The organism is Burkholderia sp. WP42, assembly GCF_000745665.1.
In the GTDB taxonomy this organism is placed as follows: domain Bacteria; phylum Pseudomonadota; class Gammaproteobacteria; order Burkholderiales; family Burkholderiaceae; genus Burkholderia; species Burkholderia vietnamiensis.
Map to the genome: position 1 here is coordinate 135,727 of NZ_KN050724.1, position 13,410 is coordinate 149,136.

A 13,410-nucleotide genomic window follows, 5' to 3' on the forward strand; every position below is an offset into this window, starting at 1 on the left:
GCTTTGGGAGTGTCGGTGAGGAAACGTCGGCAGCGCTCGCGTCAGGCGGGGTTCGACTCGGGCGCGCAGACCAAGCGCACGCGATCGCCATGCCGGGGTACGGGCGGGAGAGCGGTCATCGCGTGCGTGCTTGTGGCATATCGGGGAATTCGGTGGCCTGAATTGTACGCTGCCGCACACGAATTTTGTGCAATTGCGTCGTGCGAATCTTTCATCAGATGAAATGTTTGCCGCGCACTCCGTACGTCCGGCACCCGCAACGCGTTGACGCAGCGGCACATTTTATATCACAACGCGATATAATCTGCGGCTTCCTTGCGCTGGATCAGCGCCGCCTCTTTTTTGTATACGTCCATGTCGTCTGGCCCCACTCCGTCGCCGCGCCGCACGCTGCGCCAATGGCTGTACAGCTTCATTCCCCATCCGATGACGCTCGGTTGGCGCGAGCGCATGCGTTCGTGCACGGGCGCGCTCGTCGGCATCGCGACCGTCGGCGTGACGATGCGGCTGCTGCCCGGCGTACCGGGGCTCGTGCCGCTGCTGGTCGCGCCGATGGGCGCGTCGGCCGTGCTGCTGTTCGCCGTGCCTGCCAGCCCGCTTGCGCAGCCGTGGTCGATCGTCGGCGGCAATCTCGTCGCGGCGACGGTCGGCGTCGCCTGCGCGCAGTGGATCACCGATCCGATCACGGCGGCCGCGCTCGCCGTCGCGCTGGCGATCGGCGGCATGTTCGCGCTGCGCTGCGTGCATCCGCCGTCCGGCGCGGTCGCGCTGACGGCCGTGCTCGGCGGCCCGGCCATCCACGCGCTCGGCTTCGGCTTCGTGGTCGTGCCCATCGCGCTGCAATCGGCCATTCTGCTGTCGGCGGCGCTCGTCTACCACGCGCTCACCGGCCATCGCTACCCGCACGGCGGCGTGCGCCCCGACGCGCAATCGCAAGCCGGTGGCGCCGCGCCGCGCGGCGGCTTCACGCGCGCCGATCTCGATGCAGTGCTGAAGCGCCGCGGCGAATGGCTCGACGTCGATCCGGACGACCTCGAAACGCTGCTGCGCGAAACCGAAATGCAGGCCTATACGCGCACGTTCGGCGAGCTGCGCTGCGCGGACCTGATGACGAAGCACGCAATCGAAGTCTCGCCGTCCACGTCGGTGACTGCCGCGCTGACGCTGCTCGATCGCCATCGCGTGAAAGCGCTGCCGGTGGTCGACGGCGAGGCCCGATTGATCGGCATCGTCACGCGCGCCGACCTCACGCGCCCGTGGCGCCGCCCGCCGCCGCTGTGGCAGCGGCTGTCCGCGCGGCTGCCGCAATCGTTCGGCGGCCAGCCGGCGAGCGTCGCGTCGGTGATGACGCGCGACGTCGCATGCGTGCCGCAGACCATGCCGATCACCGCGCTGGTGCCGCTGTTCACGCATTCGGGCCATCACCACATTCCGGTCGTCGACGCGTCGCGCCGGCTGGTCGGGATCATTACGCAGACGGACCTCGTCACGGGCCTGTACCAGCAAACCCGCATGCGCGAAGCCGCGTAACCGCCACCGACGATGAAAATGCAAGCATTTCGCAGAAAAACGGTCATTTATATCATGTTGTGATATATTTTTCGCTATCGAAACTGCCTGCACACCAACTGCGATGACCGATACCCGACGCGCCCTGACCAAAAGCGATTTCCAGCAACTATCCGAGTTCCGCTACCAGATGCGCCGCTTCGAACGCTTCTCCGAACGCGCCGCCCAAAGCGAAGGCGTGACGCCGCTGCAATACCTGCTGCTGCTGCACATCAAGGGCTATCCGCATCGCGAATGGGCGACCATCGGCGAACTCGCGGAGCGCCTGCAGGCGCAGCATCACGGCGTCGTCGCGCTGGTGACGCGGTGCGAGGCGCTGGGGCTCGTGCGGCGCAAGACGAGCGAAGCCGACCGCCGCCAGGTCGAGGTACACCTCGAAGAAGCGGGCGAGACGCTGCTCGCGCGCCTCGCGGCGATGCATCGTGCCGAGCTCAAATCGCTCAAGGGCACGTTCCAGGTCCCGCAGATCGATTTCTGAACCACCTATTATCACCCTTCCGACTCCGATGAACGCACCGCACAAACGCGATTTCTCGACCAACGAGCGCCTGCCCAGGATCGCGCTGCTGGCAGCCGTGATCGGCCTGCTCAGCACGCTGGCCGCATTCGTGCTGTTGAGCCTGATCCATCTGTTCACGAACCTGTTCTTCTTCCAGCAGTTTTCGTTTGCGGATCGTTCGCCGGCCGCCAACACGCTCGGCGCGTGGGTGATCGTGGTGCCGGTGATCGGCGGGCTGATCGTCGGGTGGATGGCGCGCTTCGGCTCCGAGAAGATCCGCGGCCACGGCATTCCGGAGGCGATCGAGGCGATCCTGTTCGGCAAGAGCCGCATGTCGCCGAAGGTGGCGGTGCTCAAGCCGCTGTCGTCGGGTGTCGTGATCGGCAGCGGCGGCCCGTTCGGCGCCGAAGGCCCGATCATCATGACGGGCGGTGCGCTCGGCTCGCTGATCGCGCAATGCGTGCACGTGACGGCCGCCGAGCGCAAGACGCTGCTCGTGGCCGGCGCGGCGGCCGGCATGACCGCCGTGTTCGGCACGCCGGTCGCGGCCGTGCTGCTCGCGGTCGAGCTGCTGCTGTTCGAATGGCGCCCGCGCAGTTTCCTGCCGGTCGCGCTCGCGTGCGCCGTGGCCGGCTTCGCGCGCGCGCTGTTCTTCGGCGTCGAGCCGCTGTTTGCGCTCACCACCGCGTCGCCGACGCCCGTCGCGCTGCTGTCGTGCATCGCCGCCGGCTTGCTATCGGGGATGCTCGCGTGCGGGCTGTCCGCTGCGCTGTACCGCGTCGAAGACGGCTTCGCGAAACTGCCGGTCCACTGGATGTGGTGGCCGGCGCTGGGCGCGGTGGTGATCGGCATCGGCGGCTGGCTCGAGCCGCGCGCGCTCGGCGTCGGCTACGACGTGATCGGCGATCTGCTGCACCAGCACATCGCGCTGAAGATCGCACTCGCGCTGTTGATCGTGAAGGCCGTGATGTGGGTGATCGCGCTCGGCTCCGGCACCTCGGGCGGCGTGCTCGCGCCGCTGCTGATGCTCGGCGCGGGGCTCGGCACCGTGTTGTCGCCGGTGTTGCCCGGCGGCGATCCGGCGCTGTGGCCGCTGGTGTGCATGGCCGCCACGCTCGGCGCCACGCTCGGCGCGCCGTTGACGGCGATCGTGTTCGCGTTCGGCCTCACGCACGACGCGAACGCGCTGCTGCCGCTGCTCGCGGCAACGCTCGTCGCGCACGGCTTCGCGACCGTCGTGATGAAGCGCTCGATCATGACGGAGAAGATCGCGCGTCGCGGTTATCACATCTATCGCGAATACGGCGTCGATCCGCTCGAGCGGCACGACGTGGCCGAAGTGATGACGCCGGCCGAGGCGCTCGTCGCGGTCGACGGCGCCACGACGCTCGACGCCGTCGACGCGCAGTACTTCGGCGCTAAGCAGACGCATCGCGCGTACCCCGTCGTGCAGAACGGCCGTCTGCTCGGCGTCGTCGATCGTGCAACGCTCGACGCGCATCGCGCGCAAGCCGGCCCCGGCGCCACGCTCGCCAGCGTATTCGCCGAGCGTGCGCCGGCGGTCGCGCAGGCGCACGAGACGTGCCGCGTGGTCGCGTCGAGGCTCGCGATGCTCGGGCTCGAACGGCTGCCGGTCGTCGACGATCCGCAGTCGCTGCGCATCGTCGGCATCGTGTCGCGCAGCGACCTGATCAAACCCGCGCTCCAGCACTTCGACGACGAGCACAAGCGCGAGCGGTTCCGTCCCGTCGTACCGGTCAACCTGCGCAACGCCCGCGCACGCAACGCCGGCTGAGCGCCGCGGCGTGCGCACTGCCCCGCCGTCCCGCGCCCCGAACATCGTCGCGTTTAAACTTCGTTAACAATTCGTCAGACGAAATTTTGTCATCATGATGCTCATGCGACGGGGCCACCATTCAGCCATTCCACTCGTCATTCAATAAAGACGCGGCGCGACTTGCAGGCACATGCAGCGCGCCGCCGTATCACACCACCACACCCTCGGGGCAGCGAGCGGACCACGCAGCGCATCGTTGCGCATGCAGCGACACCGCGAACGTGCGAATTGCAGTTTGGCAAGCGCGTTAACAACTTGTTGCGCAATCGCCGGAACCGCATATGTCGGACGCAATCTCACAAGCACGCAGTTCTGCTGCGCATCCCACTCAATCAATCACGACTCGAGGGAGATACAACGTGAATCTGAAATATTTACCGTTCATCGCACTGACCGTGGCAATTTCTGCACATGCGGCCGATCCGGCCATGCAGAACGTGGGACAAAGCCAGAAGCCCGCGCAGGACGTGTCTGCGTGCATCGCGAAGACCTGGGCCGACAAGTCGCAGCAACAGGTGATTTCGCAGAACGTGCTGGCCAATGGCCTCGCGACCGACGTCTACGCACCGGGCCAGCAGCCGCCGAACGGCGCGGCCGCGATGGTGCGCCCGGCGCGGCAACCCGGCGCGAAAACGTGGGTCGGCATGCGCGGCGACGCGGCATCGGCCGGCGACATCAACGCCTGTCTGTAACGGCGAGTCGGACGGCCTTGCGCCGTCCCGATGCGACAAGCCCCGCTTCTGCGGGGCTTGTCATTTTTGCGCGCCGGCCGCGCGCACCATGCATCGCGGCCGGCGTGCCTGCGTTCGCGCTTACAGGTAGCTGCAGACGTAGTCGAGCGTGTCGAGCACCTCGATGTCGAAGCGGCTGTTGCCCGGCACCGAGAACGATTCGCCGGCGCCGTAGGTTTGCCATTCGCTGCTGCCCGCGAGCTTCACGCGGCACTTGCCGGCCTGCACTTCCATCAATTCGGGCGCGTCCGTGCCGAAGTTGAGCGCGCACGGCAGGATCACGCCGAGCGTCTTGCGCGTGCCGTCCGGGAAGAGCACGGTATGCGACACGCACTTGCCGTCGAAATAGACGTTCGCGCGCTTGACGACCGATACGTTGTCGAATTGGGTTGCACTGGTCATGTGATGCCTCTGATTGCTGGATGCCGGTTGGCGTGTTGTCGAAAGCCGGCCGGGGCGGCAGGCCGGCCGCTATGATACCGGCTCGCAGGCGGCGGTCGATCGGCCGCCGTACCGGATCATCCGGATTTCCCTCCAGTCCGTCGTGCGCAACGTGCCATGCGGTTCATCGCAGCCCCTTGCGACGCGCGGAATCGCGCAGGCAGTCGAGCAGCATCGCGGCGGCCGGCGTGAGCGGGCTGTCGCGGCGCGTGACGACCTGAACCGACACGGCCGGCAGCCGCTCGCGAATCGGCAGCACCGTGAGCCGGTCGCGCGCCCATTCGCCTTGCAGCAATTGCTCGGGCATCGACGCGAGCAGATCGCAGCCGGTCATCAGGCTGTGCGCGAGCCCGAAGCTCGGACATTCGACGATCCGCTGCGGCAGCGGCAACCCATACGCGACGAACGAATTGAACAGCACCTGGGTCGAGCTTTCCGGCGACGGATTCATCAACCAGTCGGCATCGACGAGCTCGGCGAGCGAGGTGGCCGACGCGAGCGGATGCTCTTTGCGCGCGACGATCAGCGAGCGGCTCGCGTAGAGTTCCGCGTGATCGAATTCCGCCGCGAGCAGTTCGGGCACGACGACGGCCACCGCGAAATCGAGCGAGCCGTCGTGCAGCCGCGGCAGCGCGACGCCCGGAAAGCCTTCGATCAGGTTGACGCGCGCGACCGGAAAGCGCCGCCGAAACGCGCGGAACGCATCGGGCAGGATCGTCACCGCGGCGGCCGGCGTGATCGCCGCGGCGACCGAGCCGGTCATCGCGCCCTGCGCCTGCTCGATGTCGTCGCGCGCCCGCTGCATCTCGGCGACGATCAGCCGTGCGCGCACCTGCAGTTGCTGACCGAACGCGGTCAGCTGCACGCCGCGCGCGGTACGCACGACGAGCGACACGCCGAGCGCGATTTCCAGCTCCTTGACCGCCTTCGTCAGCGCTGCCGGCGACACGTTCAGGCGCCGCGCGGCCGCGCGGATGCTCCCTTCGTCCGCAACGGTGACGAATGCTTTGAGTTGATGGTATTTCATGGGGACACGCGTGAATCGGGGAAGCCCGCGCCCCGCGACGCAGGCCGGCTCGGGGTATTCCCGGGCGGCAACCGGTGGTGAGCACCAAAGCAATTTAGCAGCTTCTGGTGCGCGAAAGAAATTTATATGCTTGCTCGTCATATGCCTATCGAGCATCCCACCGCGCCGCCAGGAGAGTCCATGCTGCAAGCCGTGAACCCCGTCATTCCGGGCATCGCCGCGATCGCCGCCGAGCCGGTCGACGCGCATCGCCGCATCCACGCTCACCCGCACCCCGCAGTCGAGAAGACGCTCGCGAGCGCTGCGTTCGGCGGCTGCATGGCGCACGACTGCGGCCCTGATTTCTATGACGATATCGTCGCGATCGCCGCGAGCGAGCGGGTGCGCGCGGCCGAACGCCGGCTCGCGGCCTGACGGCCTTCATCACGCAGTTCTGCGCCTCAGCAGGGGAACCTCATGGAAACGTCCGCCCTTCCGCTCGCCGGCTCGCCGGCCGATGCGCGCGCCGCCGCGCACAAGCGCCGCCTGATCGCGGCCGCCGCCGTCGGCAATGCGCTGGAGTTCTACGACTTCACGGTCTACAGCTTCTTCGCGATCCTGATCGGCAAGCTGTTCTTTCCGGTGCATTCGTCGTTCGGGCAGTTGATGCTGGCCGTCGCGAGCTTCGGTGTCGGCTTCGTCACGCGGCCGCTCGGCGGCCTCGTGATCGGCATGTACGCCGATCGCGCCGGCCGCAAGAACGCGATGATCGTCACACTGCTGCTGATGGCGCTCGGCACCGCGACGATCGCGGTCGCGCCGACCTTCGCGCAGATCGGCATCGCCGCGCCGCTGTTGCTGGTGCTCGCGCGCCTGCTGCAAGGGTTCGCATCGGGCGGCGAAGTCGGCGCGTCGACGACGCTGCTGCTCGAGCAGGCGCCGCAGCATCGCCGCGGCTACTACGCGTCGTTCCAGTTCTCGAGCCAGGGGCTCGCCGCGCTGGCCGGTGCGCTCACCGGCGTCGCGCTGACCTCGACGCTCACTGCCGCGCAGCTCGAAAGCTGGGGCTGGCGCGTGCCGTTCGTCATCGGCACGCTGTTCGTGCCGCTCGGCTACTGGCTGCGCCGCACCGTCGACGAAGTGCCGGCCGCCGCGCCTGCAACGCACGTCGCGCAACCCGCGGTCGCATCGCTGCCGCTCGCCGACGTGCTGCGTCATCACGGCAAGGCCGTGTTCGCGGGGCTCGGCGTGACGATCGGCGGCACGTCGATCCACTACATCATCGTGTTCTACATGGCGATCTACGGCGTGCAGGTGCTGCATCTGGCGACGTGGCTGTCGATGACGGCCGGTTGCGTCGCCGGCGCGATCCTGATGCTGGTCACGCCGATCGGCGGCTATCTGTCGGACGTGTACGGGCGCAACCGGATCGTCTGGTGGACGCGCATCGCGCTGATGGTCGCGATCTATCCGGCGTTCATCGCGTTGAATCGCTGGCCGGGCGCCGCGTCGCTGCTGTCGATCATCGCCGCGCTGTCGATCGTGCACGCGATCAACATCGGCGCGACCGGCGCGATGCTCGGCGAGCTGTTTCCGCGTGCGGTGCGCGCCACCGGCGGCGCGCTGGTGTACAGCGTGGGCGTCGCGATCTTCGGCGGCTTCGCGCAGTTCTTCGTCACGTGGCTGATCGCGGCGACCGGCAATCCGAACGCACCCGCGTGGTATGCGATCGGATGCGGCACGCTGACGCTGCTCGCGATCCGCTGCATGGACGAGAAGGCCGGCAAATCGCTCGATTGAGCGGCGCGTGACGCACCTGCCGTGAACGACCGCGGCAACGCACGGCTCATCATCGTCCGTGCATTGCCCGCGGCTCGTGCGACGTTCAGAACGTGTGCATCATCCCGACGTAGGCGCCGGTCTGCGATTCGCCGGTCAGCGGGCTCGTGCCGGACGTCGCGTCGCGCGGCGATGCGAGCAGCGAGAAGTTCGAATTGCCGCCGTTGCGCACGTACGCGACCGTGCCGTACAGGAAGGTGCGCTTCGACAGGTTGTAGGTCGTACCGAGCACATACATCATCGCGTGGCCGGACGGATCGTGCGATGCATCGCCACCGCCGTCGCCGACCTTCACGTAGTAGCCACCGCCCGTCACCGCCCACTGCGGCGTGGCCGTGTAGGTCGCGCCGAGCCAGTAGTGATCGGCACGGTCCGCGACGCCGGCCGGGCTGTCCGGCGCCTGGTAGTGCGTATACGCGCCCTGGATCTTGAACTGCGACACCTTCACGTTCGCGCCGACGAAATACTCGCGCGACGCCGTGAAGATGTTGCTCATCTTGCCGTTGCGGTCGCGCAGCTCGTCGTAGATGCCGCGCACGTCGAGCAGCGGCGAGTGGTACGAGATCATGATCCCGTCCGAGCGGCCGAAATCGTCGGCCGCGCCGTAGTTGAAGCCGCGCGACTGGTTGCCGAACGCATACTGCGCCTGCACGTCGAAGCCGCCGATCACCGGGCTGTGATATTCGACGTTGTTGCTGCTCTGCTGCCAGTTGCGGCCGCGCACGAGCGACGCCGACGAAAACGCCTGCTGGACGAACGGATCGAATTCCCACACGCCGTCGCTGTCGATGAACAGGTTGCGGCCGGCCTGCAGCTGGCCCCACGTGTCGCTCTTCAGGCCGACGTACGCGCGACGCGACCACATGCGTCCGCCGCCCGTCGTGCCGTTCATCACCTGGAACGCGGTTTCCAGATTGAAGACCGTCGACATCCCGCCGCCGAGATCCTCGAAGCCCTTCAGGCCGAACATGCTGGTGCCCCAGTCGCCGCCCTCCGCGCTCCAGCGCGTCGCGCTGCCGCTCGGCGTCGCGATGTGGTTCAGGTATTCGACGCCGCCGTCGATGCGGCCGTACAGCATCACGCTCGTCTGCGCGAGCGCGGTGGCCGGCGCGGCGGCTGCCATCAGCCATGCGAAGTGTTTGAGTCGCAAAATGATGCCCCCTCGGAGTCTCGACCGTCCGGCACGCGCCCCATGCGCGCGCCGGCGGCCCGTTCATCCTCGATCGATCGAAAAACGTCCGGGGCCTGCCGCGCATAGTGCGAGCAGGCCGCCGGCGATCGCGATGTTCTTGTAGAAATGAATCATGTTGTCGATCTGCGCGCCGCCCGTCATCGTCCAGTAGCGATGGCCGATGAGTGCGGTGCCGATCGTATACAGCGCCAGCAGCAGCGCGAGCGCGCGCGTCTGGAACCCGACCAGGATGGCGATGCCGGCGAACAGCTCCATCACGACGGCGATCGCCGCCGAGACGATCGGCGCCGGCGCGCCTTCGCTGCCCATGAACGCGATCGTGCCGGAGAAGTCGACGATCTTCTTCCAGCCGAACATCACGAACAGGATCACGAGCAGGATGCGGGACAGCAGCAGCAGCACATCGCGCTGGGACGCGAGAAACGGTTGATTCGGTGTCATGGTGTGATCAACGAAAGCGGTGCGCGCAACCGCACGCACCGGATTGCCTGTGAACCGGGGCGAACGACGCTCGCGCCGCCCGCCCCGCTCTGCAACAACCGGCATCGGGGCCAACCGATGTGCTGTGCTCCTCCTGTCGTCCGTGTTGCCGCGACTGCCGCGCGCGTCAGCGCGCCTTCGCGACGTCCTGCTCGGTCACCTTCGCGGCCGGGTTGCCGAACTGCCCGGTCAGGTAGTTCGTCAGCGCGGCGATCTGCGCATCCGACAGCTCGTTGCGGAACGCGGGCATCCCGACGTCCTCGCTGCCGGCCTTGCGCTGCACGCCGTTCAGGATCACCTGCACGAGGTTCGACGGATTCGACGCACCGACCGTCGAGTTGTGGAACAGCGACGGGTAGTAACCGTCAGGCGTGCCCTTGCCCTGCATCTGATGGCAGGTCGCGCAGTTGCCGAGATACAGCCTCGCCGGATCGATGCCCGACGACGCGAGCCCGACGCCGCGCAGCTTCAGCCCGTCCTCGGCCGGCTTGCCCCACGACGAACGCGACTGCTTCGCATCGCCGTCGGCGACGGCCGGCACCGTGCGGATATACGTCGCGATCGCGCCGATGTCCGAGTCGGTCATCTTCGAGAAGCTGTGCTGGACCGCCTCGGCCATCGGGCCGGCCGCCTGCGCGAGCCCCGCCACGCTGCCGGTGCGCAGATACTGGACGAGCTGCTGCTGCGTCCAGCCGCCGATCCCGGCGTTCGGGTCCGACGTGATGTTGTAGCCGTCCCAGCCCGCCAGCACCGAGCCCGACAGGAAGCTGCCGCCCGTTTCGTCGAGCGACTTCTCCTGCATCGCGATGCCGCGCGGCGTGTGGCACGTGCTGCAGTGCGCGAGGCCCTGCACGAGGTACGCGCCGCGGTTCCACTCGGCGCTCTGCGACGGCTTCGGCTGGTACGCGCCGTCCTTCAGGAACAGCCAGTTCCAGATCTTCAGCGGCCAGCGCGCGCTCAGCAGCGCGGGGATCTCGTTCTTCGGCGGCGTCTGGCGAACCGGCTCGACGCCGTGCATGAAGTACGCGTACAACGCCTGCACGTCGTCGTCGTTGATCTTCGCGTACGACACGTACGGCATCGCCGGATACAGGTTGTCGCCGTTCTTCGACACGCCGTGGCGCACCGCGCGCTCGAAGTCCTCGAAGGTCCACTTGCCGATGCCGGTGTCCGGGTCGGGCGTGATGTTGCTCGTATAGATCTTGCCGAGCTTCGGCACCGGCATGCCGAGGCCGCCCGCGAACGGCTTGCCGCCCTTCGCGGTGTGACATGCCATGCAGTCGCCGGCGACGGCGAGATATTCGCCGCGCTTGATCTGCGCGGGATCGGCCGAGTCGGCCGCGCGCGCGAAGCCCGGCAGCGCGAGGCAGCCGGCCACGAGGAAGGTGAGAGTAGATTTCCGCACGGTCAGACTTCCTTCTTCAGCGTGTCCGAGATGCGCAGCGCCAGCGCCGCGATCGTCAGCGTCACGTTCACCGTGCCGACGGTCGGCATCGTCGCGCTGCTCGAGATGAACAGGTTCGGATGGTCGAACGTGCGGCAGTCCTTGTCGACGACGGAGTCGCGCGCATCGGCGCCCATGATCGTCGAGCCGGTGATGTGGTTGTTCGGCGCGAACTCGTCGTTGAACACGACGTCCGTGCCGCCCAGCACCTGCGCGGCGGTCGCGTAGACCTCGCGCGTGTGCACCGCGCCGCGCTTCACGTAGTCGTCGATCGCGTAGGTGATTTCCGGACGCGGAATGCCGATCGCATCGGTCGCCGTCTTGCTCGGCACGATGCGGTTCTCGGGCTGCGGCAGGATTTCGTGGAAACAGTCGAACTGCACGTAGCGCGCGGAGCGGTCGCGGATCTGCGCGTCCAGCTCGGCCGGCTTCATCAGCTTGCCGGCCTTGAAGATCTTCTGCGTCTCCTGGTTGATGCGCGACATGTTCGACAGGTGGATCTTCTTCGCGGCTTCGGTCGCGCGGAACGGACCGTCGCGGAAGCCGATCAGCGACGTCATTTCCTGCGGGCCGCGGCCCGGCCACAGCTTCTCGCTCGCATAGAACGACACGCCGGTGCCCGGATGGTCCATCAGGTTGCGGCCGACCATGTCGGAGCTGTTCGCGACGCCGTTCGGAAAATCGCGGTTCGCCGACATCAGCAGGATCTTCGGCGTCTCGATGCCGTTCGCGGCGAGCACGAAGTACTTGCCCTCGACGCGATGGTCGGCGCCCGTCTTGTCCTTGTAGATCGCGGCGACGATGCGCTTGTCCGGGCCGGTCTCCAGCTTGTAGACGACCGCGCTGTCGATCAGCTTCGCGCCCGCCTGCTCGGCCTTCTCGACGTGCACGATGCCGTTGTACATCGCGCCGATCGGGCAGATCGGCATGCAGTTGTTGTTGCCGCAACAGGTCGGCCGGCCGTCGTACGGCCGGCTGTTGCGCGCCACCGGCTCGGTGACCACGTGGTACTTCGCGTCATGGGCGTTCAGCGCGCTCTTGATCGTCTGCTCGTTGAACGACAACGGCAGCGGCGGCATCGGATACGGCTGCTTGCGCGGCGAGTACAGATCTTCCTCGGGGCCGGGGCCCCACACGCCGAGCTCTTCCTCCGCGCGCTGGTAATAGTGTTCGAGATCGTCGTACTGGATCGGCCAGTCGCGACCGACGCCGTACACCGTCTTCATCTTGAAGTCGTTCGGGATGAAGCGCCACGCCGACGCGGCCCAGTGCCACGTCGTGCCGCCCACCGCACGGATGTACTGCGAATTGAACTTGTGCTCGCCCTTCAGGATCAGGTAGTCGTTGGGCGGGCCGTATTCCGGATGCGGCGCCCAGGGGCTCGACGGGTACGGCGCCATGAAGTCCGTCTTGTCCGGCTGGTTGCGAAAGCGCTCGACGATTTCCCAGCGCGGCATGCGCGGGCCTGCCTCGAGCAGGATCACCGATTTGCCGGTCGACGCGAGCTGGTGCGCGACGATCGCGCCCGCGACACCGGACCCGACGACCACGACGTCGGCTTTTTGCGTATCGGTACCGGCCATCAGACTTGCCTCTCGATCGGTTTTTCGGCCCAGAAGCCGGGTTTGTTGGGGCAATACGAAGGAATCACGAGCGTGTCGGAGACGACGTCGAACATCAATGCTTCTTCGTAGGCAATCACGACGTTGTCGACGATGCCGAGATACCACGCGCCGAGAATCGTCAGCGCGGAGGCTTCCTGGTCCGCGCTCAACGAGCCGGACGCGAGCGCGCCGGCGAGCTGCGACAGACCGTCGGCGGTCTTGAAGGAGCCCTTCTGCAATGCTTGCAGATAGCGTTCGCCGAGCACGCGGCTCAGCCCTTTCTTGCCCGTCAACGCTTCGGAGAGCGTCATGAACGTGTCGAGCGGCGCGTTGCCGGGACTGTCGGCCAGGGCCCGCAACGCCAGCGAGCCGGTCAGGCCCGCCGCCGTCAGCGCCAGTGCGCCCTGCAGCCATTGACGCCGCGTGATGCCGCTTGCGGCTGCGTCGCTGTCGCGACGCGATTGGGGGGTGTTGTCGTTGTGCATGTTTCCTTCTCTCGAACACCGGATTCGGGAAAACCACGCTTGATATTTATCAAACTTTCGCGCGGCCCTGAAATGTACGCGCTCAATCCGAATTGGACAATCCTTTTATAGTTCAATAATTGTTCCGCAATCCGACACGATCCGGATTTCGCCGCGATTGTGTGTCGGCCGCGCGACAACGGGCGCGCCCGGTCGCGCTGTCGCAAGCCCGTCACACACCGCTTCCCGCCCTCCGCTCGCCTGCCCGTCGGTTAGAATCCCGTGCAATCAAACAGAAAGCTTC

14 protein-coding genes are annotated in these 13,410 nt (G+C 66.9%); 6 read left to right on the forward strand and 8 right to left on the reverse strand.

What is annotated here, in order from left to right; genetic code table 11:
- Positions 1-287 precede the first annotated feature (287 nt).
- Entirely contained in the window at positions 288-416 is a 129-nt protein-coding gene (locus tag EX20_RS33220) for a hypothetical protein (protein ID WP_258959640.1), read from the reverse strand.
- On the opposite strand from EX20_RS33220, the gene EX20_RS25290 reads away from it, so the two are divergent.
- From EX20_RS25290 to EX20_RS25305, 4 genes are all read left to right on the forward strand, one after another.
- Positions 355-1,530 (forward strand): HPP family protein, encoded by a 1,176-nt coding sequence (locus tag EX20_RS25290; protein WP_034195121.1) that lies wholly within the window; start codon positions 355-357, stop codon positions 1,528-1,530. The genes EX20_RS33220 and EX20_RS25290 overlap by 62 nt on opposite strands.
- Positions 1,531-1,633: 103 nt before the next feature.
- The gene (locus tag EX20_RS25295) at positions 1,634-2,047 is read left to right on the forward strand and encodes a MarR family winged helix-turn-helix transcriptional regulator (RefSeq protein WP_011882350.1); all 414 of its coding nucleotides are present in this window, start codon (positions 1,634-1,636) and stop codon (positions 2,045-2,047) included.
- A gap of 28 nt (positions 2,048-2,075) precedes the next feature.
- The gene (locus tag EX20_RS25300; RefSeq protein WP_034195122.1) at positions 2,076-3,863 is read left to right on the forward strand and encodes a chloride channel protein; all 1,788 of its coding nucleotides are present in this window, start codon (positions 2,076-2,078) and stop codon (positions 3,861-3,863) included.
- Between the two features lie 401 nt (positions 3,864-4,264).
- Positions 4,265-4,597, forward strand: a complete 333-nt coding sequence (locus tag EX20_RS25305; protein WP_174479779.1) for a hypothetical protein — start codon at positions 4,265-4,267, stop codon at positions 4,595-4,597.
- Between the two features lie 120 nt (positions 4,598-4,717).
- On the opposite strand, the gene EX20_RS25310 is transcribed toward EX20_RS25305, so the two are convergent.
- Positions 4,718-5,038, reverse strand: coding sequence for a pyrimidine/purine nucleoside phosphorylase (locus tag EX20_RS25310; protein WP_011882353.1), 321 nt, complete (start codon positions 5,036-5,038; stop codon positions 4,718-4,720).
- Positions 5,039-5,201: 163 nt separating this feature from the next.
- Positions 5,202-6,104 carry a LysR substrate-binding domain-containing protein gene (locus EX20_RS25315; protein WP_014724784.1) on the reverse strand — a complete coding sequence of 301 codons (903 nt, stop codon included), beginning with the start codon at positions 6,102-6,104 and terminating at the stop codon, positions 5,202-5,204.
- 180 nt (positions 6,105-6,284) lie between these two features.
- On the opposite strand from EX20_RS25315, the gene EX20_RS25320 reads away from it, so the two are divergent.
- Together EX20_RS25320 and EX20_RS25325 are read left to right on the forward strand one after the other, a co-directional pair.
- Positions 6,285-6,518, forward strand: coding sequence for a hypothetical protein (locus tag EX20_RS25320; protein WP_034195123.1), 234 nt, complete (start codon positions 6,285-6,287; stop codon positions 6,516-6,518).
- Positions 6,519-6,560: 42 nt separating this feature from the next.
- Positions 6,561-7,883 carry an MFS transporter gene (locus EX20_RS25325; RefSeq protein ID WP_034195124.1) on the forward strand — a complete coding sequence of 441 codons (1,323 nt, stop codon included), beginning with the start codon at positions 6,561-6,563 and terminating at the stop codon, positions 7,881-7,883.
- An 85-nt stretch (positions 7,884-7,968) separates the two neighbouring features.
- Here the strand turns inward: EX20_RS25325 and EX20_RS25330 are convergent, their stop codons facing one another.
- From EX20_RS25330 to EX20_RS25350, 5 genes are all read right to left on the reverse strand, one after another.
- The gene (locus tag EX20_RS25330; RefSeq protein WP_034195125.1) at positions 7,969-9,072 is read right to left on the reverse strand and encodes a porin; all 1,104 of its coding nucleotides are present in this window, start codon (positions 9,070-9,072) and stop codon (positions 7,969-7,971) included.
- Between the two features lie 63 nt (positions 9,073-9,135).
- Positions 9,136-9,555, reverse strand: coding sequence for a DoxX family protein (locus EX20_RS25335; protein ID WP_014724781.1), 420 nt, complete (start codon positions 9,553-9,555; stop codon positions 9,136-9,138).
- 166 nt (positions 9,556-9,721) lie between these two features.
- The gene (locus EX20_RS25340; protein WP_034195126.1) at positions 9,722-10,999 is read right to left on the reverse strand and encodes a c-type cytochrome; all 1,278 of its coding nucleotides are present in this window, start codon (positions 10,997-10,999) and stop codon (positions 9,722-9,724) included.
- Between the two features lie 2 nt (positions 11,000-11,001).
- A complete protein-coding gene (locus tag EX20_RS25345; RefSeq protein ID WP_011882360.1) occupies positions 11,002-12,621 on the reverse strand; it encodes a GMC family oxidoreductase in 1,620 nt (539 codons plus the stop codon).
- A complete protein-coding gene (locus tag EX20_RS25350; RefSeq protein ID WP_011882361.1) occupies positions 12,621-13,127 on the reverse strand; it encodes a sugar dehydrogenase complex small subunit in 507 nt (168 codons plus the stop codon). The genes EX20_RS25345 and EX20_RS25350 overlap by 1 nt, the downstream gene beginning before the upstream one ends.
- Between the last annotated feature and the right edge of the window lie 283 nt (positions 13,128-13,410).

Coding starts and splice junctions, on each gene's coding strand:
- EX20_RS25325 (WP_034195124.1), top strand. CDS start 6,561: ATGGAAACGTCCGCCCTTCCGCTCGCCGGCTCGCCGGCCGATGCGCGC.
- EX20_RS25295 (WP_011882350.1), top strand. CDS start 1,634: ATGACCGATACCCGACGCGCCCTGACCAAAAGCGATTTCCAGCAACTA.
- EX20_RS25310 (WP_011882353.1), bottom strand. CDS start 5,038: ATGACCAGTGCAACCCAATTCGACAACGTATCGGTCGTCAAGCGCGCG.
- EX20_RS33220 (WP_258959640.1), bottom strand. CDS start 416: ATGAAGCTGTACAGCCATTGGCGCAGCGTGCGGCGCGGCGACGGAGTG.
- EX20_RS25290 (WP_034195121.1), top strand. CDS start 355: ATGTCGTCTGGCCCCACTCCGTCGCCGCGCCGCACGCTGCGCCAATGG.
- EX20_RS25335 (WP_014724781.1), bottom strand. CDS start 9,555: ATGACACCGAATCAACCGTTTCTCGCGTCCCAGCGCGATGTGCTGCTG.
- EX20_RS25300 (WP_034195122.1), top strand. CDS start 2,076: ATGAACGCACCGCACAAACGCGATTTCTCGACCAACGAGCGCCTGCCC.
- EX20_RS25315 (WP_014724784.1), bottom strand. CDS start 6,104: ATGAAATACCATCAACTCAAAGCATTCGTCACCGTTGCGGACGAAGGG.
- EX20_RS25320 (WP_034195123.1), top strand. CDS start 6,285: ATGCTGCAAGCCGTGAACCCCGTCATTCCGGGCATCGCCGCGATCGCC.
- EX20_RS25350 (WP_011882361.1), bottom strand. CDS start 13,127: ATGCACAACGACAACACCCCCCAATCGCGTCGCGACAGCGACGCAGCC.
- EX20_RS25345 (WP_011882360.1), bottom strand. CDS start 12,621: ATGGCCGGTACCGATACGCAAAAAGCCGACGTCGTGGTCGTCGGGTCC.